The following is a 25,010-nucleotide window of genomic DNA, read 5'->3' as shown; positions in this document are numbered from 1 at the left end:
TAATACCTTTGATATTTCAATAATATTAGGCATGAGCGACCTTTACGTTTCTTGGTCTGAATACCATCGAAAAATTGAGGATTTGGCTGTAAAAATTGAGGAATCTCAGTGGAAATTCGATCGCATTGTCTGTCTGGCGAGGGGAGGGCTGCGGGTTGGAGATACTCTGTCGCGGATTTTCGACAAGCCATTGGCGATTTTAGCGGCCTCGTCATACAGTGGGGCCGAGGGAAATGTCCGGGGTGCGATCGAGTTTGCCCGCGATTTGACAATGGTGGGCGATAATTTGGGCAGCCGCATTCTCCTGATTGACGATTTGGTGGATTCGGGAATTAGTTTAGAGCAAGGTATCGCTTGGCTGAAGAGTCGCTACGGCGAGGATATTCAGGAAATTCGGACTGCTGTACTCTGGTACAAGGCTTGTTCTGTTGCAAAGCCGGATTATTATGTAGATTATTTGGCTGACAATCCTTGGATTCACCAACCTTTTGAAATGTACGAAAAGATGAGTGCGGCTGATTTGGCGGCGAAAGTTGGGAGTTAGTAAAACCCGCTCTCAACGGAGTCTTTGATTTGTAGTTGTTCTTTTGCCCAAGCTCGAAATGCTCTCATTGTCGGGCTTCTGCCTTGGGTGTTGGCGCGATCGACATATTTGGGAATTACATCAATAATGGGAAAGTCAGGGAAATTTTGGCTAGTATCCGACTCAGTATATTTGCCCTCTTGAAGCAGATAAATTTTCAGGGTTCGCCCATCATATCTCCAAAGTTCCGGCACTTTCAAAGCTTGATAGCTATTTAAAGCGGTTTGTGAGGAGTTGTCAATCTCGATCGCTAAATCGGGAGGCGGATCTACTGTTAAATCTATTCGATCCTTGCCTCTGACAGCAGCTTGGTTCTGAATATAGAAACAATCATCAGGTTCTACGCCGCTCTGCATATCTTTGCTTTTGAAGGTAGTGGAACCTAAAACTTCACAATCAATATTAAGTTCTTCCAGCAGCACGTTGACAAAGTATCCAATCAATGATTTAGCTTTTTCATGTTTGGGTAGTGGCATCCTAATTTCCAGTGTTTCTTTGTAATAAGTAACTCGCAGTGCGTAACCTTCCCCTAACTCGTCTAGGATAGCTTCGTACATTTCCCAGCTAACGTTTTGTAACTTTATTTTATTGCCGGGGGGGACAATTAGTTGATTCAGTTCAAATAATGTTGATTTGGTTTCAGTTTTCATCGGTTGCTTGTAGGGATGGGACTCATAACTCTATTTTATCAAGGGATTGAAGAATCGATCGCCCAAAACTTTAATAGGGTTTTGCCGATATTTTGCACTTTTTGCCATAGTCCGTCCGGGGTTAAAAACCCCTGTCTCATAGCTAAAGTCCTCTGAAAGAGGACTGGATATTTATTAAGGTTTGGCAGTCGGTTTCAACTGAGATGTTGTAGCATTGTCAGCAACAGGCAAGATGCCTGTTCCACAAGAAATTCATTCTTTGTGGAACGGGCCGGAGAGCCCGTTCATAAAAGCCTTATTGAAAATGGTGCAATATCTCAATTTCAACTTACATCTTGCACCATTCTCAAGAACAGGCAAGATGCCTGTTCCACAAAGAATTAATTTCTTGTGGGGTGGGCATCCTGCCCGCCCATAAAAGCCTTATTGAAAATGGTGCAATATCTCAATTTCAACTTACATCTTGCACCATTCTCAAGAACAGGCAAGATGTCTGTTCCACAAAGAATTAATTTCTTGTGGGGTGGGCATCCTGCCTGCCCATAAAAGCCTTATTGAAAATGGTGCAATATCTCAATTTCAACCGACTGTCTTCTATGAGAGGGGGAATTAATTCCCCGGCGGGCTTGTGAGTAAGTGCAAGTCTGCTGATAGAATTAGCGAACCGAAAGAATACGATCGCCCAATTCCATACTATCTGCCAAAACTTCCTGCCGCGCCCACCTATCCGCCGCCAAAATATCGTCTAAACCAGGACTTTCACAGTTATCGGCTTGATGTTTGTCGCACGCCTTATCAATCAGCTTCGGAATATCCAAAAACTGAATCTTCTCCTGCAAAAATAGCGCTACTGCCTGTTCGTTAGCCGCATTCAGCACCGCAGGCATCGAACCGCCCGCACGTCCCGCCGCATAAGCCAACTGCATACAAGGATACTTTTCGTGGTCGGGTTCTCGGAAAGTCAAATCCCCAGCTTTTACCAAATCCAGCCGTTCCCAATCGGTATGAATTCGCTCGGGCCAAGACAAAGCGTAAAGCAGCGGCAAACGCATATCCGGCCAGCCCAATTGCGCCAAAACCGAGGTATCTTGCAGCTCAATTAACGAGTGAATTATGCTCTGAGGATGGATGACAATATCAATGTCGTCATAATCCATTCCGAATAAGTAATGAGCCTCGATGACTTCTAATCCTTTATTCATCAAAGTAGCAGAATCGATCGTAATTTTCTGCCCCATCGACCAATTTGGATGTTTCAAAGCATCGGCTACTGTTACTCCTGCTAATTTGTCGATCGGCAAATCTCGAAAAGAGCCCCCCGAAGCAGTGAGAATAATTCGCCGTAATCCGCCAACCATAACACCTTGGAGGCACTGAAAAATTGCCGAATGTTCCGAGTCAGCCGGTAATATTTTAACGCCGTATTTTTCGATTAAGGGGTTGACAACGGGGCCCCCTGCGATTAATGTTTCTTTATTGGCTAAGGCAATATCTTTGCCTGCTTTGATAGCCGCAATAGTTGGCAGCAAACCGGCACAGCCAACTATGCCCGTGACGACGGCTTGAGCGTCACCGTATTGGGCAACTTCGACAACGCCTGACTCGCCAGCAAGTAAAATAGGTTGAGGGTCGATGTCTGCGATCACATCCTTCAATTCCTGTAATTTATCTTCGTCGCAAACCGCGACAATTTCCGGTCTAAACTGGCGAATTTGCTGGGCCAGCAAGGTTACATTTCGTCCGGCGGTTAACCCGACAATCCGAAATTGATCGGGGTATTGAGCTACAATATCCAGAGTCTGAGTGCCGATGGAGCCTGTGGAGCCGAGAAGAGTTATTGCTTTCACAATTTTTTAATGTTTTGTGGATTATTCTAATATTACGATTGCGGGGATAAAAATTAGTGGTTAACTATTGCGTGGAAAGCACATTCGATGGAATCATATTTTGAGTGACCGAAAGCATCCAGGATACCCGCCACGTGATTCATCCGTCCAGAAATAAAAAACCTGTATCCGATACACAAGCCCCCGAATTTATCCGTGGGGTCAATCTAAAATCTAAAATCTAAAATCTAAAATCGATTGACCACCTAGTGCCAGATTTCATGCAGAATAGGGAAAATTTTGCTGATGACCGTGAGGACATCAGTGTCTCGATCGCCGAAAATATAGAGGAAGGTCGATCGCAGCTACCGTCGAGTTTGGTTGGGGTGATCGCTACTGCTGCAGCAATTTTCTTTTTGTGTAGCAGTTTACGGCACGCTTTATTCCAATCAACTGCTTTCGATTTGGGAATTTTTGACCAAGCAATTTACTTGATCAGCCAAAACCAAACGCCTTTTTCTTCTTTAATGGGGAGGCATATTTTGGGCGATCGCGCAGCGGTAATCTATTATCCGCTAGCTTGGCTGTACAAAATTTACCCGGATGTGCATTGGCTGCTGTTGGTACAAGCAGTTGCTTTATCCCTGGGGGCTTGGCCTACCTGGAGTTTAGCGCGTTTGGCAGGTTTGAATCAAGAACAATCCCGTGCGATCGCATTGATTTATTTGCTCTATCCGGTGGTATTTAACATCAATTTATTTGATTTTCACCCGGAAGTAATCGCTTTACCCGCACTTTTGGCAGCAATTTTGGCGGCGCGTTTAAATAAAATTGTGTGGTTTTGTACCGCTATTGTTTTAGTTCTCAGTTGCAAGGCGGTTTTGTCCCTAACCGTTGTTGCTATGGGCTTCTGGCTGTTTTTTTGCGAAAAAAACCAACGGTACGGGGCGATCGCACTTTTGCTAGGTGCTGCTTGGTTTTTGATAGCTTCCCAGAAAATCATCCCCTTCTTTAGCGGCAGCGAGGTCGCTGGAGTCTGGCGCTACAGCTATTTAGGCAAATCCGTACTAGAAATCATCATCAATCTCATATTAAAACCACAGTTAGTATTAGGAAAACTCCTTGCATTCGATACATTCAAATATTTATTTCTCCTCACCTTACCTGTGATTTGGCTGCTATTGCCATTTTCGGGCAAACTACGGATACAATATCTAACAGCGCTAATTCCTGCCATCCCTACCCTACTCATTAATATCCTCTCTGACTTGTCATTTCAACGCAGCTTAGCCTATCAGTATTCATTGCCTGTAATTCCATTTTTATTTTTAGCAGTAATCGCGAAGGAAGAAACAAGGAACAGGGAAGAAATAAAAGGCAACCAGGAAGAGGATAAAGCAAATAAGCAACAGTTTTTAACATGGGTCAATCGGCCACAATTTAAAAAATTCCGATTTTCTCAACTTTGGCAGGGAATTCAATTGCCGAGAATCATGATAATTTGGTCATTACTAATTTTCCTGTGTGTGGGCGAATACAAAGATTTTTATCGGTACATAAATAGACTGGATACCTGGCAAGCTACACGCGAAGCAGTCGCACAAGTTCAACCGCAAAGCAGTATTTTAACAGATAATAGACTTGCCCCTCACTTTGCCCACCGCCCAATAGTAAAATTGCTTTCACAAATTTCGCCCCAAACAAATTTAGCTGAATTTCAATACATATTATTAAACCTGCGCCATCCCTGGCCTGATACTGAAAAACTTGGTGATACCTTAGCAAATAAACTTAAAACTTCTCCCGATTTTCAATTAACTTATCAAAAAAACGAAGTCCTGCTATTTAAACGAAGGGTTGATTAAACCAATAAAATGCTAACTTTCAAATCCCTAAAATCTCATCCAGTATTTTTAATGATTGTCGTGACAACGATAGTCTTATTTGCCGCCAGCAGCGCGCGGCACGCTTTGTTTCAGTCAACTGTATTCGACTTAGCAATTTTTGACCAAGCAATTTATTTAATCTCCCAAAATAAAACGCCATTTTCCTCTTTAATGGCAATAAATATTTGGGGCGATCACGCCTCTTTTATTTTCTATCCACTAGCTTTACTTTACAAAATATATCCAGATGTTCACTGGCTTTTTTTAGTGCAAGCTTTTTCCCTAGCTTTAGGTGCTTGGCCGAGTTGGAGTTTGGCACGTCAAGCCGGATTAAATAATAGCATATCTTGGGCGATCGCCTGTATTTACCTCCTGTATCCATTAGTATTTAATGTCAATCTCTTCGACTTCCACCCAGAAGTAATTGCTTTACCAGCACTGCTAGCAGCAATCTTAGCCGCGAGGCTGAATAAAATCTGGTGGTTTTGTGCTGCTATTGCATTAGTTTTGAGCTGCAAAGCCGTGCTATCTTTAACTGTGGCTGCGATGGGTTTGTGGCTGTTGTGTTTTGACAAAAAACGCAATTGTGGACTCATAGCTCTATTTCTAGGCGCGGGTTGGTTCCTGGTAGCTACTCAGGCAGTTATACCGTATTTTAATCAGGGAAGAGAACACGCGGGAATCGCGCGGTATCAATATTTGGGAAACTCGGTTTTTGAAATTGCTATTAATTTAATACTAAAACCACATCTAGTTTTAGAGCGTTTGTTTTCTCTAGAGACTTTTGAATATTTAGCCTTATTGCTATTACCAGTAATTTGGTGGCTGTCCCCGCGTCATCTGTCATCTTTAATTAGTGCTGTGCCGATGTTGGCGATGAATATTCTTTCCGATAGGCCCGCTCAGCGGGATTTAGTTCATCAATATTCTGTGCCGATATTGCCGTTTTTGTTGGTTGCCGTAATTTCCAGTTTAGCAGCTAGCAATCAGCAAAAGGGAAAGACAATATTTGATAGATTGCCACTTCCTAATTATCCATTGCCTAGAGTCATTGTAATTTGGTCGTTGATTGCTTTCTTAGCTTTAGCGAAATACGGCTATTTTTGGACTATTTATTTAAATGGGCTCGACACCTGGCCCGCTACCAAAGAGGCAATTTCTCTTGTTGAAACCAAAGGCAGTGTTTTAACAACTGCTCAAATTGCTCCGCACTTAGCGCACCGCCCTGTAGTAAGATTTACTCAGGCTAACGCGCCGCCTGCAAATCTCGCAGAATTTGATTATGTATTGCTGAATTTGCGCTATCCTGGCTGGATGAGCGATCGAGATTTTGTTAATAACTTAGTAACTAAACTAAAAAACACCCCTCAATTTCAACTAAAATATCAGCGAGACGACATATATCTATTCACTAAAAGTCATTAGTCAGCAGTCAACAGTCAGCAGTCAACAGTCAACAGTCAACAGTCAACAGTCAACAAATTCGCGCTAATCCTCCACTTTCACAGCCCTTCTTGCCAACTTCACGTAAGTTTTCACAGTTTCATAAGGCATTTCCAAATCAGCAGCAATATCAAACAAAGATTCCCCCAATTCCCGGCGCGCCAAAATCGTCGCCCAAGTTTCCGCAATCTCAGCAGCGCGACTTCCACCTTTACGCTTTCTGTGCGCCATAAACTTCTGTGTCAATTCATCTATTCGCGCCGCCAATACGCTTTGTATCGATACTTCAGGTAGCGCTTCTGTCAACCATTGGGCTCGCGTTTGTCCCAATCCAAAAGTTGTTTTGTGGCCCGTGCCACAGTAAGGCGCTAACCGCCCCAAAGCATAAAATAATTGTACAAAATCAGGACGATTGTGAGCCGATCGCCCTAGCCCAAATTCCACACCCCCAGCATTGGTAACAAGTTAAGCTAAGAAAGCATTTGTCAATCAGCAATTATGCTCAACTTTTACTCGGATTTTGGGCATCAAACTGAGATTTGGGCGATCAAGGAATCATGCCGAGGGTGATATTTATACTTACTCTCTCTCAAATCGTGAATTTTCCACTCCTAAAAAAGCAGTTTTTTTAAGTAATATTACTGATTGACAAATGCAATTAAGTCTTAAGTTGTCACCAATGCACCCCCAGTGAATCCCGTTACCATGCCTTTTTTGCCCGCCGCTACCTTTTGCGACTCCAATTTTTGGCGACTAATAATCGCATTTTCATCAATCCAATTCAAAAATTCTGCTTGGTCAAAATTTACCCCCGAAAAGTTATTCCAGCGACGCAAATAGCTGTGAAAAACATTTTCGGGAACTGGCAAAGGGAAGTGATGGCCTTTGCTACGAAAGCTTGTAGGAGTCACAAAACTAAGTTTGATGGTTGGCGAAAATGGGAGTTCTGCTGTTAATAATTGCTGGTAAGTTGTGGGTTCAAAAGCAATATCCCAAGAGCGAATTAGCAGCGGAGCATTTCGCAAATCTATCTCTTCGGGCAAATTTTGCAGCCACTGACTCAGCCACTGCACTACTGGCTTGGAAAGTCCTGTTACGTACCAGCGATAAATGCGATCGCCCAAAAGCTGAAATTCTTTGCCACCGGCGAGCAAATCACCTTCCAATCCCGAAATAGTAAAGGCTTTTTCTGACAAGCGAATTTCAAAGGTGGTACCCGCCACGTGATTTATCCGTGGAATCAATCCCAAATCGAAAATCGAAAATCACTTATTGCCCCCGCATTTATCCGTGGGGTCGCCTTTAAAATCTAAAATCTAAAATCTAAAATCTAAAATCTAAAATCGATTGACTGTTCATCGTGCAAAAGTTTCGATAAATCCGGGTCAGTTTGGTGTACTTGACCTAAAAACCAAGCGTGCAAACCTATAGCATACTGCGCGTACAGATAGCTAGCAGCGCCGGGAGTCAATTCAAACACTAATCCGACTAACTCGGTGTCAGCCGGCCAAATCAGCCCAGAAGGAGGAGATTTTTTGCTGTGGGTGGGGTTCGGGGAAGTTGCCATCAGATGCCACTAACAGGGACAGGGCTGTGCTATCTTATCCGATTTTTATCCCCTTTGGGGGATGATTGTTGAGGGCGATCGATCGCCCAAATCTTTTGGCAGCTCCGAAAACCCGCCCTGCTGCAAGTTTCCCGCACCCTCCGGGATAGACAAAAACCACTAAAAAACCAACAACCTAAAACTCAATCTTTGTCAAGGTTTTCCTCCTTGTAAGTAAACAGAAATATACAAGTGTTTAAAATCACATTCTGCGCTACAATTGTCAAAAGCTCGTAGCATCCTCAACTTCGATCCTAAACTATGAACACAACAGAAAAATCTAAACTCTCCAACGAAAAAACTTTGGAGGCGATGAAGAATTTCTCCGAAACCTACGCCAAGCGCACCGGAACTTTCTTTTGTTCTGAACCTTCCGTCACTGCTGTCGTGATAGAAGGACTAGCAAAACACAAGGATGAACTAGGCGCTCCCTTATGCCCTTGTCGCCATTACGAAGATAAAGAAGCCGAAGTAAAAGCCGCCTACTGGAACTGTCCCTGCATTCCCATGCGCGAGCGCAAAGAGTGTCACTGTATGTTATTTCTGACGCCAGATAACGATTTCGCTGGAACTAATCAGGAAATAGGAATGGATCAGATTCAAGCTGTCAGAGACACTATGTAATCGGTTAAGTAGGCGGTCGTGAAATGGCAGTAGTTTTGAAAACAGGTCGTTATTTTTCCTATTTTTAAGACTTAGCTATTTAACAAAAATCGATCGCCGCCTACTCAAACACACATCCGCCATCTAAAATCCCCAATCTCCAATCGAATGACAGAGGAAATGCCGATCGACTTTTGGCAAGGTATCGAACAGTTTAACAGTCAAGACTTTTACGCTTGTCACGATACTTTAGAGGCTTTGTGGATGGAAGCCGGCGAGCCGGAAAAAAGGTTCTATCAGGGAATATTGCAAATTGCGGTCGCGCTTTATCACTTAGGAAATCAAAACTGGCGCGGTGCAGTAATCTTGCTGGGAGAAGGAATAAATCGGCTCAGTTATTATCAGCCGAGTTATGCCGGAATTGCCGTTGAAGACTTGCTCAGACAAAGTGCTAAACTTTTGAGCGCTTTGCAACAAGCTGGGCCGGAAAAAGTTGCTGATTTTTTACCTTTATTAACAGGTGCAGAAGTTGCAGGCTTGCAATTGCCACGAATTATCAAAGTACCGAAAAGTTAAATAAAAGTTAAATAAATGTTTGTATTAGGGTGTGCAGTAGACGTTGCCTCTACACAGAGGAGGGCTGGCTTTCTTGTCCGCTGCACAAGCAGATTTATTTGCTGTGGAACGAGGATCTTGCCCGTTCCCGGTTAAGACAGTTGCAGCCACTCAGCAAAATAGCCAATTAAATTCGCTGTTGTCTTGCTAGGATAATTGGTTGAGACTGTCGGGTCAATCGATCGACCTCACGGGAATCTTTCTGGCCGTTAAGATAAAATACCTAACTGGAGATAATGCCCTTCAGCAATTTCACAAATTTTGAGGCTTGTAAGCTATGATGCCCTCCGCTAAACTACTTAATTCGCGAATATTCAAAGGATTATCGCTGCTGTTGCCCCTGACTCTGGCAGGCGCGATCGCCTCTCCCACCTACCCGCAAGCCGGGCTACCCCGCACTCTCAGCGTGCGATCGGACATTCAAGAAGCCGACTCCAAAACCGGCATCGTGACAGCCCGCGGCAACGTCCAAATCAACTATCCAGCCCGCCAAATACAAGCAACTGCCGCTCAAGCTCAATACTTCAGCCGCGAGCGCCGGATCATTCTCAGCGGAGATGTTTACGTATTGCAGCAGGGCAACAGCCTGCGCGGCGAAACCATAACATACCTCATCGACGAAGGGCGGTTTATTGCCCTGCCAGACAACCCAGGACAGGTAGAATCTGTTTATCTGGTTGCCCCGGAACAAGATGCGGCAGCCCAAAATGCAGTGGGCTCCCCACGTCCAACTACAGCCCCCCGGTAACAGTGGCTCGCAGCAGCGAAATTTCGCCTCAGCCAAAACATACTACTTGGGATAGATGCGAAATTTCGTCTTTATAAAACTCACAAACTTGGAAAGGTAAACTTTAAATTAGAGAGTCGATCGCACAAAGCCGCAGTCTGAAATTAGCTTGTAGAGCTTGCCGGGAGCGAAAATGAAAATTGTACTCGAAAATATTCACAAATCCTACGGAAAACGCAATGTAGTTAGTCGCGTCAACCTGTCGGTAGCCCAAGGAGAAATCGTAGGATTACTCGGCCCCAACGGTGCCGGCAAAACCACAACATTTTACATAGCAACCGGATTAGAAAAACCCAATCAAGGCACCGTTTGGCTAAACGATTTAGACATCACTAAATTGGCGATGCACCAGCGAGCGCATTTGGGAATTGGCTATCTCGCTCAAGAAGCAAGCATTTTCCGAAACATGAGCGTGCGCGACAACATTTTGTTAGTTTTAGAACAAACTCAAGTGCCACGCTGGGAATGGCGCGAGCGAGTCGATTTCCTATTGCAAGAATTTCGCTTAGAAAAAATAGCATCCAGTTTGGGAATTCAAATATCAGGGGGAGAAAGACGGCGGACTGAACTAGCCAGAGCATTAGCTGCAGGGCGAGACGGCCCGATGTTCCTATTTTTAGACGAACCGTTTGCAGGCGTCGATCCGATCGCCGTAGACGAAATTCAAACCATTATTGCTAAATTGCGCGATCGTAAAATAGGCATCCTCATCACCGATCACAACGTCCGAGAAACCCTCGAAATTACCGATCGAGCCTACATCATGCGAGACGGCCAAATTTTAGCCTCCGGGGCTGAAGAAGAACTCTACAGCAATCCTTTAGTACGACAATATTACTTAGGTGACAACTTCGTGCGATAGTCTTTTATAGCAACTGCCAAGGGGGCGTCGGATAGATTCCGTAGGGGCGGGTTCGCCTAAATATAAATATCCCAGCCCAGATATCTATAAACCCGCCCTCCCCCCCTATAAAAACACAATACAGAAATTTCAATTTTAGATTGAGGAGCCAACTGCATTCATCGCCAAACTATGAAAATAGCAATATCCAATTCTTTGAATCCCATCAACTGGCTGCCGAGAATTTCCGTAATGGACTGGTACATTACCAAAGAACTAATCGGCCCATTTCTCTTTGGCGTCGGACTCTTTACATCCGTCGCCGTCACAGTTGGAGCTTTATTTGAATTAGTCCGCAGAGTAGCAGAATCCGGCCTCCCCTACAGCGCAGCCATAGAAATTTTTCTCCTGCAAATTCCCTACTTCGTAGTATTGGCTTTCCCCATGTCAATGCTGCTAGCAACCTTAATGGCCTACAGCCGAATGTCCAGCGACAGCGAACTCATCGCCCTCCGCAGTTGCGGAGTTAGCGTTTACCGATTAATACTGCCTGCTGTGATAATGAGTTTAATTGTTGCAGGCTTCACCTTTGCTTTGCAAGAGTTAGTTGTACCCGCCGCCAGCTACAGAGCTACTGTGACTCTAGACAGAGCCATGAAGCGAGAAAAACCGACATTTCAAGATAGAAATATTATCTACACAGAATTTCGCAAACCCGAAAAAGGCGGCGACGAAATCCTAGCCCGCTTTTTTTATGCAGAACAATTTGACGGCCAGCAAATGAAAGGTTTAACAATTATCGATCGCTCCACCCCAGGCCTCAATCAAATCGTTTCTTCAGAATCCGCTACTTGGAATCCCTCAGAAAATACCTGGGATTTTTTCAACGGAACCGCTTATATAGTAGCTCCTGATGGCTCTTACCGGAATATAGTTAGGTTTCAACACCAGCAATTGCAACTCCCCCGCACGCCCTTAGATTTAGCTGCTAGAGCGCGGGATTTTAAGGAAATGAACATTGCCCAAGCTTTAGAGCGTTTGGATATCCTTAAAAACAGCGGCGACGAACCGCAAATTCGCAAATTAAAGGTGCGAATTCAAGAAAAATATGCTTTTCCTTTCGTGTGCATGGTATTTGGTTTAGTGGGAGCCGCTTTGGGAACTCAACCGCGTCGCTCCGGTAGAGGAACGAGTTTTGGTATTAGCGTAGTTGTGATTTTTACTTACTATGTATTTTCTTTCATCACCAGTTCTATGGGCGTGAAAGCTGTTTTGACTCCGATTCTTTCGGCTTGGCTGCCGATCGTGTTTGGTTTGGGAATCGGAGGATTGTTGTTGGCGCGGGCTGCCGCTAGGTAAGTTTTACCACTAACATTGGGAATGGCTAATTCGGAACTTGTACTACCTTTCCACTGCCTTCGGCTCCCTTCCCTTCGACTACGCTGAGGAAAACCGAAGTCGAAGGGCAGGAACAGCGTAGCCTAAGTATTGGGAATTGATAATATCGTTTTCGTGGCCGAACTTCCTTCATTTAAGGATTAGAAAAAGTATTGATTTCGCCACCACCAATGTAGCGTCCCGGAGCCAGGGATCGGGGTGTAGCAAAAGTTTGAGGTTGAATGGGCTGCACGCCCTGATTTGTATTTTGGGGAACAACTCCAAAGTTATGCTGCTCCGGCAAATTAAGCTGACTCGGTGGAGGTGTTTGAAATTGAGAATTCGCTGAATTGGGAGAGAATTGAGGGCTAATTATCTTGCTTCCCCCAATCCCACTCGCAAAGGGAGATTGACCGACATTTGGAAGTAGAGGTGTTGGTGAAGGTGTGGCTACTGGAAGTGCAGCCGGTTGAACTTCAGGTGCGGAGCCGGAACCAGATAAATTAGTTTGGTAGGGATTTTTCGGCAAAGCCACCGTTGGAGCCCCTGCATTTATTTCGGGGAGGCTCGGTACTCGGGAATTTAACCCCGCCAATGATTCAGGGACTGTAGCTGTCGGTTTTAATAATTCTTGAGATTCCTTGCTTACAGTATTTGTCGGAGCCACAAGTGGGGGAAGTGCTGTGGGAACATTCACAGGATTTGCTCCACCTTGAGCTGTAGCGGTCGTTGGGAGCAAATTTGTCGCATTTCCTGCCGCCGGATCGGAAGCGGGTCGATCGAGCAATTTAGCCGAGTCTGCTGTTTTCTCAGCCGAAGCCGCCGTTGCCGAAGTGTTAGCAACGACGTATTTTTTCATAGCTGCTTGCAGCGGACTCAAAGGCAGAGAATTTTCGTTTTGTTTATCTGAATTAGCATCACTCGACGCCGGCGATAAAGTTGCTTTCGCTGTACCCCCAGACTCAGGCTCGATCGTTTTTATCCCGGAAGTCAGTCTCCCACTGCCAGATAAACTCAACGCTGATGTGGCGTTTGAACTTGGCAAGCTGGAATTTTGGGGGTTATTGTTTCCGGCCAGGGCGGCAGGATTTGCTAAATTTGGCAAGGGCAAAAATCCGCTGCTTCCTACCCGCTTGGGGGCTGAAGATTGCTGAGGAGTTTCTAAGTCCCGATCTCGAAGTTCTTCGAATAAACCTTTGCTTTTTACTACTGATGAATTTAACAAGTTCAGTTCAGAAGCAGTAGAGCCATTAAACTGATTGACTAGCACTGGTAAGCTGTCTATTTCAGCCGCAATGGCGGTATCTTCAGCAGATAGCCCCGATAGCGAAGCTGGATTGTTTGTGGCTACTTCTTCTTCGCCATCTATGCTCAACCTTTCTGGGTTGACAGAGACCTCCCAGATAAATAACCCCCCTGCACAGAGCACGGCTAGGGGAGCCCAAACCGCCGGTTGGGTCCAGTGGCGCAACCGCGCTATCAGATAGCGGACAGATGTAGGAAATCGCTTGAAAATTGACATAGTTTTGCTTCCATCCGAGCGTGCGGATTTAAAACTATTTTTCCTAGTCTACCACATCGATCTTGATTATTTTTGCTATCCCGGGGTAAGTGCGATCGGGAGCCTGTCTATTTTGCTTTTACTGTGAATGTGCGATCAGACTTCTGATTCAAAGTTGCCAAAGAGCAATGTCACAGGTAAAAATCGATAAAGCATTGGTAAAAATATGTCTGGCTTTCCTCAAATCAAGGGGCATAAGATGATAAAATATTATGGGATGCCGTGCCCAGCCTGCGGGGTCTGTCAGCAGATCGACCTCAAACCAAAATGTCAAGGTAAAATTGGCAATTGCTGAGAACAACACGAATAGGAAAGTTGAGAGGAAATTAATGAAAAAAGTAGTTGAAGTATTAGCAAATCGGGAACAATTAATAGATCGATCGCTGGTGATTGTGCTGTCGAAAATCTCAGCAGCCATAGCAGAACGCGGACTTTGTACGATCGCCGCAGCGGGCGGAAGCACACCAGAACCGCTCTACAGAGCGCTCTCGGGCCAAGACCTGCCTTGGGACAAAATTCACGTGTTCTGGGGCGACGAACGCTACGTTCCCCCAGAACACCCAGACAGCAATCAAAAAATGGCGCGCCTCGCGTGGCTCGATCGAGTGAATATCCCCGCCAGCAACATCCACCCCATGCCCACAGCCGCCGGCGACCCCGCAGCCGACGCGGAGGCGCACCAAACCGAATTACAGCAGTTCTTCAAAGTATCCGACGGCGAGTTTCCTGCCTTCGACATCATTTTATTGGGCATAGGAGACGACGCCCACACAGCCTCTCTATTTCCCGGCACAGCAGCCTTGCAAGTCCGCGACGCCCTAGTAACTGTCGGCAACAAAGACGGTCAACCCCGCATTACCTTTACAGTCCCCTTAATCAACCGGGCCCGGTGCGTCATCTTCATGGTCGCAGGAGCCAGCAAACAACCCGCCCTAGCTCAAATTTTTGCCCCCGCAGCCGACGAAATGACCTATCCAGCCAGACTCGTTCAACCAGAAGGCGAGCTTTGGTGGCTCCTCGATGCGGCTGCTGGCTCCTCCGTAAAATAGCCGACAGAGCCGCAAGCGTCCCAACACAGTCAGCATTATCACTAACTCAATCTTGCCCATCACAGCTAACGTCACGGCGTCAGCTCAGTTGCTAGTATTAGAAGCAATATAAGAATTGTGGCGGTTAAAGTTAAAATTTGACCATATACACGAGTATTTTTGTCAGGAACCTCAGCCTAAAGGCATGAGGCTTGAAAGAGAAATCTAACAAGCCATTCTGACGGGCCAAGCGTCTTAACTGACTACGTTTTGTGAGTCACGACACCCTGGGATACGAAGCTAGTCCCTTGCTCTGTCGCTAGTGGTTAAACAGTTCTAAGGTCACTGGAACAGTGCTGCTAGCCTAACAAGCTCCTTAAACATTGGCGAAGCTAACTTTACCCCAGAAATGGGAGATTGAGGACAACCATATCCTCACGGGGGGGCAACCATACCCCCCTACCCCGCAAGGGGATTCAATTCAATGTCAAGCCGTCCTGTAAGGACGGGGTTTCAGACCCAACGACTTTTGATGAGGCTGATTTAAAAATCTGGCCGATAGCAAGGAGAAATCGATGATTGTCTGTCCCAATTGCAATCACCAGAACCCCGACGGGGCCAGCCAGTGTGAGGCTTGCTACACGCCTTTACCTGTTACCGCAAGTTGCTCGAACTGCGGTGCAGCAGTTCAGACAGATGCAGCATTTTGCGGTCAGTGTGGCTTTAACTTGCGTCCGGGTTCCATAGTTCCAGAAGTTGAGGTGACAGTACCGTCCCCCTCGCCTGTAGGCCCCACAGTGGTATCGTCACCGGCGCCGGATTTAGTGCCACCCGAACCCCTGATGGTCATGGAACCTCTAGTTACCCTGAATAAGGGGCTCAACTTGGAAAAAACTCCCGCCAGCATTCCAGCGATTCCCGATCCCCCCCCTTCGCCCTCGGTTCCTGTTACAACTGAATCGGTGGCAATACCAGTAAATATCTCTCCTCCGGTTCCGGGCCCACAGCCCGCAGGTGTAGCTAAAACTCAACTGCAACAGCAGTCGGCGCGCCTGCTACACGTTCAGACAAATACGCCGATGGAATTGCCTCACAGTCTGGCTGTGGTTCACATAGGCAAGCCAAATGACTTAGTGCCGCCGGATATTGATGTTTCGGGATTTGCTAATTCTGAGATAGTTTCTCGGGTACACGCAAATCTCCGGGTGGAGGGAGATGCTTGCTACCTAGAAGATGTAGGCAGTTCCAACGGCACTTACGTCAACAATACTCCGCTACCCAAGGGAAACCGCCACCGGTTGCGACCGGGAGACCGCATCTCTCTGGGCAAAGGAGACCTGGTTACGTTTTTATTTCAAATCTCTTAGAGCGAGTTTGGATTGGGCGATCGAAAGTCTAAAATCTAAAATCGCATCTTGAGGCGCTCTACCAAAACTCAATGCTGCCAATGTGATTAAGCTGACCTTGCTACATCCACTCCAGTCTATACCCGTCCGCAGTTGGATCTTTGAAGACGAGCAGGTCGTCCGGATCGGGCGCTCGACCGAAAACCACGTCGTTCTTTTTAGCGCTGTGGTTTCTCGTCGCCACATCGAATTGCGGCGCAGCGGCATAACTTGGGAACTGATCAATTTAGGTACCAACGGGACTTACCTCGATGGTAAGCCGATCGCTAAGGTTCCCATTGTGGACGGTCTGATCGTTCACTTGGCTCGCTCTGGGCCGAAAATTCAAATCAATGTAGGCCCGAATCAGTCCTCCGTCCAGTTAGGACTTCTTAGCGTCAAGCCCAGGGAGGCTAAGGAAATTCACGCTCCCTCGGCCGGCGTGCACATGAGCACGATTCCTGTTCCCGACCACAAAGAAGTTGGCACTTCCAGGGAAGAGGACGAGTTAACCCAGGCAGATAATAATCGCCATTATTCGGAAGAAGAATATTAAATCGGCTTCTTTGGACGATCGACATTTTTCAAAGGCGGCACTCAGGAGTTTATTTATGAGTACATCACCACAGATTGTTAGGCGCAGTGAACTGCAGGGCCGCCGCACCATCGACCGCAGAACGGCGGAAGAGGTCGGCAGGGTAGATCGGGTTTGGCTCGATGCTCACTCCCAACGGGCGATCGGCTTTACTTGCAAGTCGGGACTTTTGGGCAGCAAAAAAACTTGGTTCGCTTGGGCGCAAGTAGATACGGTGGGGGAAAATGTTTTTGTCACTATTAACCCGGAACTGCCGGAACTTCATCAGCCGGAACAAGCTGTTTGTCCGATCGGGCTTGAGGTACTCACGGACGCTGGGAATAAGGCAGGTGCAGTGGTTGACTACCTATTTGATGTCCGCACTGGTTCAGTCACCCACTACCTATTTAAATCGAGCGGCTGGCGCGGTGTTTTAGACGACATTTACTTGTTACCTGTGGCAGCTATTTCGACCATCGGTAGCAAGCGGGCGATCGTCTCTGAAGCGGCTGTATCGGAGCCAGTGCAGTACGCGGAGGGACTGCACAAAAAAGTCGGTCTGGTAGCAGAGTTTTTACATGAAGATTTCGACAGAACTCTCAAAAATGTGGCCGGCGTGAAGCGGGGCGCTCAAAGTCTGGCGGAAAAATTCCAAGATAAAGCTCTAGAAGTCAGGGATGTAGCTCAAGAAAAAGTTGCAGAGTTGAAGCGGCAAAGGCAAGAATCTGTCCCGCCAGAGCCGAAGCCGGAGCCGCCTGAGTCAGATTTGAGCTGAAGTTTGGCCTTCCCGCTCGCCGGGGGACTAATTGCCGATCGCATTTTCGGGCGGCGCGCGCGAGGAAGGTCGATCGGTATTTTCGCTATCAGAGATTGATGTGTTGTCGCTCAAAATTCCAGTGCTGCTCAAAGCATTGTATTTTAAAGGTATCGCATCAATAAGGAAAATGTTAGCAACTCAAAATGACCTATGCTGTTTGATACAACTCACATCTTGCACCATTCTCCAGAACAGGCAAGATGCCTGTTCCACAAAGAGTGAATTTTCTTGTAGAACAGGCATCTTGCCTGTTCCTAAACAAGTAATTGAGAATGGTGCAACATCTCAGATACAATCAACAAGTATTTTATCTAGAGACCCCAGGATTAATAATTGGTTAACTTCTTTCTTTATAAACAGCAAGCCGTTGAGCAGTGACTGTGGCCCGACCGAGAACTCGAATCAGCGGTGCAACCATCGCGGGTATGAGTTAAATTCTCTGGTTCATCAGCGGGAAAAGGATTATTTAGCCGATCGAATGGAGCGACTCACCCATCGGCAGAATCGCTCCCTCACAGACCAAATTAATCAAGCGGTTTTAACCGCCGTCCATCACTGGGAAGTTCACCCGATTTATCACATCGTGTTTGGTTGTTACCGAGTACCGCAAAAATTTGCCCCTGCGCCAAAAGCTAACCCTCAAAAGTTGCTTCAAATACCTCAAGCAGCCAAAAGTTCGACTTTTAGGGCAGATAGAGGGAATAGTGGCCCACTGATGACGGCTTTAAAAATCAAATTTTTTGCAGTTTTCTCCCAAAAAATCTCTCTAGAAGTATCCCCGTTTCTGTCTGGCGGTGGAGTGTCAAAACATCAGTGATTACCTTAACTCTGTTACATCCTATCCAGTCTGTCCCAGTTCAAAGTTGGTGTTTTGAATCAGAACCCGTGGTTCGGATCGGTCGATCGAACGACAATGATGTAATTATTTACAGCGCTGTAGTTTCGCGCCACCACGTAGAGCTGTGGAATCACGCTAATGGCTGGGAAATTATTAATTTTGGTGCTAACGGCACTTATGTAGATGATAGACCGATCGCTCAGGTGTCAGTTGTGGACGGGATGACAATTCGCTTGGGCAATTCCGGGCCAAAAATCAGGATTCGGGTGGGCGCAACGAATCAACCGGGCAAAATAATCAAGCCACCGCAGCGCGAACTCCGCCAAAAGGACGAAGTTTCAAAAGACAAGTCAACAGCTTGGCCTGGGGGCGTGGGAATAATCGAAGACGATGAACTTGGAGGGATCACTCAAATCGATCTTGACTAACCTGCCGCTGTCTATGCCTGCAAGCGAACTCACACAAAGCTCAGGGTGCGCCATTTGAGTAGCTAACTCATATCTCGACAATTCCGCTGATTTTTGCCCAAATATGCCTATAAATTAATTAACAGCTTCTTAGACTACGAGATTACCCTTCTAGAGATAAGATTTGGGGGATATCGCTCGATATTATCTCAGGTTCGCTGCTTGCCCATCGACGGTAATCCGAGAGCAACTGGTGCATTAACCGCTGTTTGACGCTCAGCAGTACGCTCTTGAGCAAAGCATTCCCCGTTGCTTCTAAAATGGGTTTGGGCGTCAGCCAAAACGGCGGCGGTAATTCTACTTGCACTTCCAAATCCGCTTTTCCCTTCAAGTATGCTACCCCGCTGCTTTGGTGTACACAAAGCTTTCCTTTGAGATTGAGAGCAAAGCGATCGTTTATATAACCCACGCCCCGAATCTCGCAGGCTACGGACTCCAAATTGATTGTGCCGTCCGACTGCGCCCACACCCTCATGTCTACTGTGGGTTGAATGCTCAGCATCATAAATTGTAACGGTCGCATTTTTAGGCGGAAACAGTCATCGCTTAGCTGTTCTGTGCGACTTTGATCGACAAGGGCGTTCACCAGTCGCCTCGGCTGGCGCAGATAATGTTGAATGGGAACCCGTTCCTCTGGTACGGCGATCTCAACGGATTGGGAAGAATTAAAGCGGGTATACATGAGAAAATATCAAAATATAGGATTCCTAAGCATATCTTAATAAACTATCACCTTTTTTAAGGTGACATAAGTTGCCCCCTAAGTCGTGTACCCAGCAATGTCATCCGAGAAATCACTGATAAAAGCTTTCGGGACATCGCTAATTTTTCATCATACTTCCTAGCTGATGAGAGTCAAGCAAACATTTGTAACCTAAAATTGCCTCTAAATGAAAATTTCGTTAGCGAAGCCCTCGAAGAGGATCGCACATCTCGGCCCTGTGGGTACAAATGCAGAAACAGCGGCTCTAGCTTATGTCAATTGGTTGAGCCTGAATACTAACTTGGAATGCACCCTGTGTCCTTATTCCACCATTTCTCAAGCGCTAGAGGCATCTGCCGTAGGGCAGGTTGACTATTCAGTGGTGCCCGTCGAAAATTCGATCGAAGGCAGCGTGACTGTCACCTTAGATACACTGTGGCGACTCGATCAACTCCGCATTCAACACGCCTTAGTTTTGCCAATTTCCCACGCCCTAGTGTCTAATGCCAAAAATTTTAACGAGATTCAAAAAGTTTACTCTCATCCGCAAGCGCTAGCTCAGTGTCAGGTATGGTTGGGGCAGTTTATTCCCTCAGCTCAATTAATTCCCGCCAACTCAACCACGGAAGCATTGCAATATCTGGAAGATACAAATGTAGCAGCGATATCTTCGCCAAGAGCGGCTGAACTTTACAATTTGCCAGTGTTAGCTCACCCCATTAATGATTATCCCGATAATTACACTCGCTTTTGGGTACTCAGCAGGAGTGGCGGAGAAATCGGAAACGTTGAATCAGGGGCTCGCTCATCCATTAAATCCATTACACAATCTGCTCCTGAGTTGATCCTCGATGCTTCACCGTCTAATTGCACCCATACCTCACTAGCTTTTAGCGTACCTGCCAATATGCCGGGAGCACTGGTAAAACCTTTGCAAGTATTTGCCAGTCGCGGTATTAATTTAAGTCGGATTGAATCTAGACCGACTAAAAGATCGCTTGGAGAATATATTTTCTTTATGGACGTTGAAGCTAACGCCTGCCAAGCATTTGTTCTATCGGCACTCGAAGAATTAAAAAATCACACAGAAACTTTAAAAATCTTTGGTTGCTACAATGTACTGTCAGTAGTATAATTTTCTTTTATGTAGTATACTTTTTCAGTCAAGCTTAGGAGGCGGGTGAGATGAATGCTGATGAACTTCTCAAGCGATACGCAGCCGGAGAAAGAAATTTTCATGAAACAAACTTGAAAGAGGCTTCTTTGCGAGAAGCTTTCCTAATTCATATTAATCTAGCCTGTGCGAATCTCAAGGAAATAAATTTTGCCCTGGCCAACTTAAGGGGGGCAAACTTAATAGGTGCCAAGCTCAAGAATGCCTGTCTGGTGATGACCAACCTAAATGGAGCTAACCTGAGCGGAGTCGATCTAACTTTCGCAAGATTAACAGGAGCTGACCTGATTGAAGCAAACTTGGAAAACGCCAACTTGAGCGACACCAAAATGATAGGTGTTAATTTGAGCGGAGCAAACTTGCAAAACGCCAACTTGATGGAAGCGAACCTCCTAGATGCTTGCTTGGACAATACAAACCTCGAAGAAGCCAATCTAAGCGAGGCTAAACTGCGGGGTTCGAGTCTGATAAAAGCCAACTTGAGAAACGCTTTTTTGTGTGAAAGTAACCTTGAGGGCGCCGATTTGAGAGAAGCTGATTTGAGGGGTGCTAATTTGAGCGGGGCATTTTTGTGCGGTGCTAATCTGGAGGGAGCTAAGCTAGATGAGGCAATTTTAAGTGGGGCTATACATTTTTGCGTCAGACAAGTTTGAACTCACGCAATATATAACCGGAGAACCCGACAACTAAGGACTAAAAAATATACTATTGACTTGGCTGAAAGTGAAGTCTATTTGCTGCTGTACCTTAGCAAAATGAAGCTGCATCTTGAGGATCTCTTTCTTGGAATTAGCTTGAGCAATCTTACTTTCCAAAGCCAGCAAGTTGCGGTTGAGATTTTCTACTCGCACAGTTTGGTAGTCTAAGTCAATTTTTAGTTCTGCAGCCTGATCGAATTGAACCTGCTGGCGAACCACGGCGAGGCGGGCGGAATTTTCATCCTGTGTCTGAAGAGCTAGCAAAGCTCGCTGCTGCCACTGGTTGGCTTGAGATTCAGCTTGATTGTACAGCCACTGAATCCGCAGTTGGGCGGAAATCGCAATGCCCACAGCCTGACGCAGTTCTTTGAGAGGTTCCTGAATTTCTAAGATTAATAGTTCCCAAAGATTCATCAGTTCGCTGGTAAATTCTTCGCGTTCTACAGAGGCTACCAGTGCTTCTAATAACAACAAATTTGGTTGCATTTGCTGCGTAATTGTCTCAAATATTAACTGTGCTTCGGACATTTGCCGATCGTAATTTTTTTCGGAGACTGCACCGGATGAGTGCTTTAATATTTTTTCAGTGCTGTCTAACTCAGCTTCTGCATCTGAACTTGAAGCTACAAAGGCCTGTAATTTTTCGCGGGCGATCGAATTCAGCCTTTGTCGAAGCAAATCGCAGGCCGCCCGCTGCACAGTCCCTGTTTCGCTTTGACAAATCTTGATGACTATTTTTAAGCCAGCATCGCCGTAATTCAAGGTCTCTCTCAGGGCGGCGATTCGATGTTCATTGACAGAACTAGACAGCCGATGTTTAACTCCTGCTAGTCCGCCGAGCACTACACCGCCCACAGGAGGTGGCAGTTGACCGCCTCTAACTGCATCGTATGGTTTCGGTTGGTCGTGATTGTCTAACACAAGCATTTACTGCTATAAGGAACCTATCCGAACCTGTTTGAAGTTAAGAATTAAACAGATACCTGTTCCAAAAAAGAATGGAACTGTAGGCCATCTCCAAACCCTTAGTTCAATAACTCATTCCCAATCGAAAATCAAAAATAAAAAATCGAAAATCGAATGATTTGTGTGTAATTCTTTCTTCAATGCAGGTCAAACCGATCGTGCTTTTTCCTATGCAAATTGGCTACTTGAGGGTATCTTTAAGTACAGTCCTCGCTGCCAAGTGATTGCGAGTAGAAGTCAAAATTTCGGTTTCGCGTTCCAATCTCGCAGCAGTATCTTGCAATTCTAAAAGAGTTTGCTGTTCTGTCGCTGCGCCGTAAAGGTAGCTGGCTACCCAATAGGACAATTCTGTGGGCAAACTGGGAATGTCTTCCGGCAGGTCGATCGGCTGATCCATCAATTTACTGGAGAGGCGAACTACATCTCTCAGCAGTTGTTCGACATCTTTTCCCAAAGGTCTGAGGTCTTGTTGCGGCGGTGCGTCTTCGATCCATTCTACTAGACCGACTAAATAGGGTTTTTCGCGAACGGCGTCGAGCACTCGGAACCGCTGCTGGCCGAGAGTCATAATTTTCATGCGATCGTCCGGCAGGCGTTGGCAGTGAATCACTTCGGCGCAACAGCCAACGGCAGAGACTTTGTTTTGGTTGGGATCCCACATTAGTACACCGAAACGCCGATCGCCTTCCAGAATCGTATTCATCATGATTCGATAGCGAAACTCGAAGATTTGCAGTGGGAGTGGTCTACCTGGAAATAGAACCACTTCCGGCAACGGAAATAAGGGGAGTTCGCGAACTGCTACAGAGGAAGAGGATGCCATTGTCGCTCAAAAGTGACGGTACTTGCGCTTATTTTTCTTACTTTAACTGATTAAAGGCAATTCCGGGCGGGGTGAGGGGCGATCGGGGGGAAATGCGACGCGGGCGATCGCTATCACAGATCAGAGTGATTACGATCACCCTACTACTACGGTCTTAACTATGATAGAGTAGATTTTGTGTCGTTAATACACGATTTTTCCTAAAAAAGCAACTTTCTATCGGCAGATTTTATGCGCGACGTGAGACAACAAACAGGACTGACTCAATAGCAGTTTCCCGCACGTCTCGGTGTGGTGTTCTCTAACCTGAACAATTGGGAGAACGGACTGGCCACGCCTTCCTCGCGGGCGATGCTGAAAATCGAGCCGTAGACCCAGCAGTTAGGAGATTTGGGGCAGAAGTTGTTGGAACGGTTCAGGTTAGTTGTGACGGAACAACTTAATTATTTCTAATAAAAAAAATTAGAACAGAGTGCAAGTTTGATTTTTCTCAATTTACAAATCACCCGAAAAAACACGGGTTCCTAATTAACATGATTAATTCCAACATCCAAAAGGCGATTCTTTTCATCGATGCTAAAATTGCCGATTATCAAACATTGGCAGCAGGAGTAGAAGCAGGAACAGAAGTAATTATTCTTGACGCTACAAAAGATGGCATTAGCCACATTACTGAAGAACTTGCTAATCGTCGCGATATTACGGGAGTGCATATTGTTTCCCACGGTGCGCCCGGTTGCGTGTATTTGGGAAATGCCCAACTCAGCCTAGATACTCTGAGCAAGTATGCCCAACAACTGAAACAGTGGTTTGTAGCCCGTGAAAGTGCACCATCGAGCTTGTTTCTTTATGGCTGTCAAGTCGCCGCAGGAGATGCTGGTACAGAATTTCTAGCCAAATTACGGACTTTGATTGGCGCAAATATTGCGGCCTCAGCTAACTTAACGGGTAATGCTGCATTGGGAGGAAACTGGGAGTTAGAAGTAGCTCTAGGAGAAGGTAAGTTTGCCTCTGCGTTTAATTCAGAAATAATGGCAGCATATCCGGCTGTATTATTAACCTATGCGACTTGGGACGAACTAGACACCGCCCTAAAAGCACAAAACATCAGCATATCTGAAGTTGCCAAAAAAGCCTTACAAGATATCCTCGCTACTTTAAAGCCATTAACTTTTGAGATTCGAGCGGATTCAATTACAGCCACTTATAACGGTGCTGGCTCTCTAGCAGATATATTGAAATCTGTGGGAGTTCCTACCACTACAGCAAGTCCGATATTAACCGGGTCAATCAACAATCCCAGCTTAATCATAGGCGCTTTAAACACCGACCAGCCAACTTATAAATTTACTGGAACCGTCAGTGAAAAACAAGTAGAATTTGGCGTAACTAAAGACAAGGTAACAGCTAAATATACGGGTGATATTTCTTTAGCTGACCTGCTGAAAACTGTTGGAGTGACCGACACCCAAGGGAGTGCGATATTAACAGGCTCTATAACCGCTCCCAGCTTGACAGTGGACACCAGCAAGCCCACTACCGCTTATAGCTTCTCTGGAGCAATCAGCGGCAAAACCGTAACATTTGATTATCAAAAGGGTCAAGCTTTAAAAGTCACTTATACAGGGGACGTATCTCTAGCTGACCTGTTGAAAACTGTTGGCGTGACCGACACCCAAGAAAGTGCGATATTAACAGGCTCTATAACCGCTCCCAGCTTGACAGTGGACACCAGCAAGCCCACTACCGCTTATAGCTT

26 protein-coding genes are annotated in these 25,010 nt (G+C 46.0%); 17 read left to right on the top strand and 9 right to left on the bottom strand.

Annotated features, from left to right (window positions below):
* Positions 1-31: 31 nt before the first annotated feature.
* A complete protein-coding gene (locus tag QUB11_RS14065) occupies positions 32-544 on the top strand; it encodes a phosphoribosyltransferase family protein (RefSeq protein WP_333199947.1) in 513 nt (170 codons plus the stop codon).
* Here QUB11_RS14065 and QUB11_RS14060 read toward each other — a convergent pair.
* Together QUB11_RS14060 and dxr are read right to left on the bottom strand one after the other, a co-directional pair.
* Positions 541-1,233, bottom strand: coding sequence for a Uma2 family endonuclease (locus QUB11_RS14060; RefSeq protein ID WP_333199949.1), 693 nt, complete (start codon positions 1,231-1,233; stop codon positions 541-543). The genes QUB11_RS14065 and QUB11_RS14060 overlap by 4 nt on opposite strands.
* Before the next feature lie 656 nt (positions 1,234-1,889).
* Positions 1,890-3,080, bottom strand: coding sequence for a 1-deoxy-D-xylulose-5-phosphate reductoisomerase (dxr, locus tag QUB11_RS14055; protein WP_333199953.1), 1,191 nt, complete (start codon positions 3,078-3,080; stop codon positions 1,890-1,892).
* A gap of 260 nt (positions 3,081-3,340) precedes the next feature.
* Here dxr and QUB11_RS14050 point away from each other — a divergent pair, with 260 nt between their 5' ends.
* Together QUB11_RS14050 and QUB11_RS14045 are read left to right on the top strand one after the other, a co-directional pair.
* Positions 3,341-4,924, top strand: a complete 1,584-nt coding sequence (locus QUB11_RS14050) for a DUF2079 domain-containing protein (protein WP_333199955.1) — start codon at positions 3,341-3,343, stop codon at positions 4,922-4,924.
* A 9-nt stretch (positions 4,925-4,933) separates the two neighbouring features.
* Entirely contained in the window at positions 4,934-6,370 is a 1,437-nt protein-coding gene (locus tag QUB11_RS14045) for a DUF2079 domain-containing protein (RefSeq protein WP_333199957.1), read from the top strand.
* Positions 6,371-6,433: 63 nt separating this feature from the next.
* Here the strand turns inward: QUB11_RS14045 and QUB11_RS14040 are convergent, their stop codons facing one another.
* The 3 genes from QUB11_RS14040 to QUB11_RS14030 form a co-directional block, all read right to left on the bottom strand.
* Entirely contained in the window at positions 6,434-6,832 is a 399-nt protein-coding gene (locus QUB11_RS14040; protein ID WP_333199959.1) for a hypothetical protein, read from the bottom strand.
* 221 nt (positions 6,833-7,053) lie between these two features.
* Complete coding sequence (gene cas6 / locus QUB11_RS14035; protein ID WP_333199961.1) at positions 7,054-7,611, bottom strand: CRISPR system precrRNA processing endoribonuclease RAMP protein Cas6; 558 nt, start codon at positions 7,609-7,611, stop codon at positions 7,054-7,056.
* A 107-nt stretch (positions 7,612-7,718) separates the two neighbouring features.
* Positions 7,719-7,955, bottom strand: a complete 237-nt coding sequence (locus tag QUB11_RS14030; RefSeq protein ID WP_333199963.1) for a hypothetical protein — start codon at positions 7,953-7,955, stop codon at positions 7,719-7,721.
* A gap of 300 nt (positions 7,956-8,255) precedes the next feature.
* Here QUB11_RS14030 and QUB11_RS14025 point away from each other — a divergent pair, with 300 nt between their 5' ends.
* The 5 genes from QUB11_RS14025 to QUB11_RS14005 all read left to right on the top strand — a co-directional run bounded on the left by QUB11_RS14025 (position 8,256) and on the right by QUB11_RS14005 (position 12,199).
* Positions 8,256-8,618 (top strand): ferredoxin thioredoxin reductase catalytic beta subunit, encoded by a 363-nt coding sequence (locus QUB11_RS14025; RefSeq protein ID WP_333104114.1) that lies wholly within the window; start codon positions 8,256-8,258, stop codon positions 8,616-8,618.
* A 147-nt stretch (positions 8,619-8,765) separates the two neighbouring features.
* Positions 8,766-9,173 (top strand): DUF309 domain-containing protein, encoded by a 408-nt coding sequence (locus QUB11_RS14020; RefSeq protein WP_333199965.1) that lies wholly within the window; start codon positions 8,766-8,768, stop codon positions 9,171-9,173.
* Positions 9,174-9,489: 316 nt separating this feature from the next.
* Positions 9,490-9,960: an LptA/OstA family protein gene (locus tag QUB11_RS14015; RefSeq protein WP_333390897.1), complete on the top strand. Its 471-nt coding sequence runs from the start codon at positions 9,490-9,492 to the stop codon at positions 9,958-9,960.
* Between the two features lie 172 nt (positions 9,961-10,132).
* Entirely contained in the window at positions 10,133-10,861 is a 729-nt protein-coding gene (lptB, locus tag QUB11_RS14010) for an LPS export ABC transporter ATP-binding protein (RefSeq protein ID WP_333034782.1), read from the top strand.
* 171 nt (positions 10,862-11,032) lie between these two features.
* Complete coding sequence (locus tag QUB11_RS14005) at positions 11,033-12,199, top strand: LptF/LptG family permease (RefSeq protein WP_333199967.1); 1,167 nt, start codon at positions 11,033-11,035, stop codon at positions 12,197-12,199.
* 172 nt (positions 12,200-12,371) lie between these two features.
* Here QUB11_RS14005 and QUB11_RS14000 read toward each other — a convergent pair whose 3' ends face one another.
* Positions 12,372-13,739, bottom strand: a complete 1,368-nt coding sequence (locus QUB11_RS14000; RefSeq protein WP_333199969.1) for a hypothetical protein — start codon at positions 13,737-13,739, stop codon at positions 12,372-12,374.
* Positions 13,740-14,107: 368 nt separating this feature from the next.
* Between QUB11_RS14000 and pgl the strand changes: the two genes are divergently transcribed.
* The 6 genes from pgl to QUB11_RS13970 all read left to right on the top strand — a co-directional run bounded on the left by pgl (position 14,108) and on the right by QUB11_RS13970 (position 18,848).
* Complete coding sequence (pgl, locus tag QUB11_RS13995) at positions 14,108-14,827, top strand: 6-phosphogluconolactonase (RefSeq protein WP_333199971.1); 720 nt, start codon at positions 14,108-14,110, stop codon at positions 14,825-14,827.
* A 554-nt stretch (positions 14,828-15,381) separates the two neighbouring features.
* On the top strand, positions 15,382-16,173 hold the full coding sequence (locus QUB11_RS13990) for an FHA domain-containing protein (RefSeq protein ID WP_333153306.1): 792 nt from the start codon (positions 15,382-15,384) through the stop codon (positions 16,171-16,173).
* An 82-nt stretch (positions 16,174-16,255) separates the two neighbouring features.
* A complete protein-coding gene (locus tag QUB11_RS13985) occupies positions 16,256-16,747 on the top strand; it encodes an FHA domain-containing protein (protein ID WP_333153305.1) in 492 nt (163 codons plus the stop codon).
* Between the two features lie 55 nt (positions 16,748-16,802).
* Positions 16,803-17,540 (top strand): PRC-barrel domain-containing protein, encoded by a 738-nt coding sequence (locus tag QUB11_RS13980; protein ID WP_333199973.1) that lies wholly within the window; start codon positions 16,803-16,805, stop codon positions 17,538-17,540.
* Positions 17,541-17,571: 31 nt separating this feature from the next.
* On the top strand, positions 17,572-18,399 hold the full coding sequence (locus tag QUB11_RS13975) for a hypothetical protein (protein WP_333256365.1): 828 nt from the start codon (positions 17,572-17,574) through the stop codon (positions 18,397-18,399).
* The gene (locus QUB11_RS13970) at positions 18,396-18,848 is read left to right on the top strand and encodes an FHA domain-containing protein (RefSeq protein WP_333199977.1); all 453 of its coding nucleotides are present in this window, start codon (positions 18,396-18,398) and stop codon (positions 18,846-18,848) included. The genes QUB11_RS13975 and QUB11_RS13970 overlap by 4 nt, the downstream gene beginning before the upstream one ends.
* A 142-nt stretch (positions 18,849-18,990) precedes the next feature.
* On the opposite strand, the gene QUB11_RS13965 is transcribed toward QUB11_RS13970, so the two are convergent.
* Complete coding sequence (locus QUB11_RS13965) at positions 18,991-19,569, bottom strand: DUF1997 domain-containing protein (RefSeq protein WP_333199979.1); 579 nt, start codon at positions 19,567-19,569, stop codon at positions 18,991-18,993.
* Positions 19,570-19,777: 208 nt separating this feature from the next.
* Here QUB11_RS13965 and pheA point away from each other — a divergent pair, with 208 nt between their 5' ends.
* On the top strand, positions 19,778-20,725 hold the full coding sequence (pheA, locus tag QUB11_RS13960) for a prephenate dehydratase (protein WP_333199981.1): 948 nt from the start codon (positions 19,778-19,780) through the stop codon (positions 20,723-20,725).
* A 50-nt stretch (positions 20,726-20,775) separates the two neighbouring features.
* Positions 20,776-21,417, top strand: a complete 642-nt coding sequence (locus QUB11_RS13955) for a pentapeptide repeat-containing protein (protein WP_333390895.1) — start codon at positions 20,776-20,778, stop codon at positions 21,415-21,417.
* 33 nt (positions 21,418-21,450) lie between these two features.
* On the opposite strand, the gene QUB11_RS13950 is transcribed toward QUB11_RS13955, so the two are convergent.
* Both QUB11_RS13950 and QUB11_RS13945 read right to left on the bottom strand, forming a co-directional pair.
* On the bottom strand, positions 21,451-22,389 hold the full coding sequence (locus tag QUB11_RS13950) for a PspA/IM30 family protein (RefSeq protein WP_333390892.1): 939 nt from the start codon (positions 22,387-22,389) through the stop codon (positions 21,451-21,453).
* 220 nt (positions 22,390-22,609) lie between these two features.
* Complete coding sequence (locus tag QUB11_RS13945; protein WP_015174045.1) at positions 22,610-23,251, bottom strand: LON peptidase substrate-binding domain-containing protein; 642 nt, start codon at positions 23,249-23,251, stop codon at positions 22,610-22,612.
* A gap of 533 nt (positions 23,252-23,784) precedes the next feature.
* On the opposite strand from QUB11_RS13945, the gene QUB11_RS13940 reads away from it, so the two are divergent.
* A partial coding sequence (locus tag QUB11_RS13940; RefSeq protein WP_333390889.1) for a DUF4347 domain-containing protein occupies positions 23,785-25,010 on the top strand: 1,226 nt, incomplete at its 3' end.

The organism is Microcoleus sp. B6-A1 (genome assembly GCF_036705085.1).
In the GTDB taxonomy this organism is placed as follows: domain Bacteria; phylum Cyanobacteriota; class Cyanobacteriia; order Cyanobacteriales; family Microcoleaceae; genus Microcoleus.
The sequence above is the reverse complement of the archived record's forward strand: the minus strand, read 5'-3'. Positions and strand labels throughout refer to the sequence as shown.

What these genes read in the sequence shown, in the direction of transcription:
- QUB11_RS14065 (WP_333199947.1), top strand. Translation starts at nt 32, where the DNA reads ATGAGCGACCTTTACGTTTCTTGGTCTGAATACCATCGAAAAATTGAG.
- QUB11_RS14060 (WP_333199949.1), bottom strand. Translation starts at nt 1,233, where the DNA reads ATGAAAACTGAAACCAAATCAACATTATTTGAACTGAATCAACTAATT.
- QUB11_RS14050 (WP_333199955.1), top strand. Translation starts at nt 3,341, where the DNA reads ATGCAGAATAGGGAAAATTTTGCTGATGACCGTGAGGACATCAGTGTC.
- QUB11_RS14045 (WP_333199957.1), top strand. Translation starts at nt 4,934, where the DNA reads ATGCTAACTTTCAAATCCCTAAAATCTCATCCAGTATTTTTAATGATT.
- QUB11_RS14030 (WP_333199963.1), bottom strand. Translation starts at nt 7,955, where the DNA reads ATGGCAACTTCCCCGAACCCCACCCACAGCAAAAAATCTCCTCCTTCT.
- QUB11_RS14025 (WP_333104114.1), top strand. Translation starts at nt 8,256, where the DNA reads ATGAACACAACAGAAAAATCTAAACTCTCCAACGAAAAAACTTTGGAG.
- QUB11_RS14020 (WP_333199965.1), top strand. Translation starts at nt 8,766, where the DNA reads ATGACAGAGGAAATGCCGATCGACTTTTGGCAAGGTATCGAACAGTTT.
- QUB11_RS14015 (WP_333390897.1), top strand. Translation starts at nt 9,490, where the DNA reads ATGATGCCCTCCGCTAAACTACTTAATTCGCGAATATTCAAAGGATTA.
- lptB (WP_333034782.1), top strand. Translation starts at nt 10,133, where the DNA reads ATGAAAATTGTACTCGAAAATATTCACAAATCCTACGGAAAACGCAAT.
- QUB11_RS14005 (WP_333199967.1), top strand. Translation starts at nt 11,033, where the DNA reads ATGAAAATAGCAATATCCAATTCTTTGAATCCCATCAACTGGCTGCCG.
- QUB11_RS14000 (WP_333199969.1), bottom strand. Translation starts at nt 13,739, where the DNA reads ATGTCAATTTTCAAGCGATTTCCTACATCTGTCCGCTATCTGATAGCG.
- pgl (WP_333199971.1), top strand. Translation starts at nt 14,108, where the DNA reads ATGAAAAAAGTAGTTGAAGTATTAGCAAATCGGGAACAATTAATAGAT.
- QUB11_RS13990 (WP_333153306.1), top strand. Translation starts at nt 15,382, where the DNA reads ATGATTGTCTGTCCCAATTGCAATCACCAGAACCCCGACGGGGCCAGC.
- QUB11_RS13980 (WP_333199973.1), top strand. Translation starts at nt 16,803, where the DNA reads ATGAGTACATCACCACAGATTGTTAGGCGCAGTGAACTGCAGGGCCGC.
- QUB11_RS13965 (WP_333199979.1), bottom strand. Translation starts at nt 19,569, where the DNA reads ATGTATACCCGCTTTAATTCTTCCCAATCCGTTGAGATCGCCGTACCA.
- pheA (WP_333199981.1), top strand. Translation starts at nt 19,778, where the DNA reads ATGAAAATTTCGTTAGCGAAGCCCTCGAAGAGGATCGCACATCTCGGC.
- QUB11_RS13955 (WP_333390895.1), top strand. Translation starts at nt 20,776, where the DNA reads ATGAATGCTGATGAACTTCTCAAGCGATACGCAGCCGGAGAAAGAAAT.
- QUB11_RS13950 (WP_333390892.1), bottom strand. Translation starts at nt 22,389, where the DNA reads ATGCTTGTGTTAGACAATCACGACCAACCGAAACCATACGATGCAGTT.
- QUB11_RS13945 (WP_015174045.1), bottom strand. Translation starts at nt 23,251, where the DNA reads ATGGCATCCTCTTCCTCTGTAGCAGTTCGCGAACTCCCCTTATTTCCG.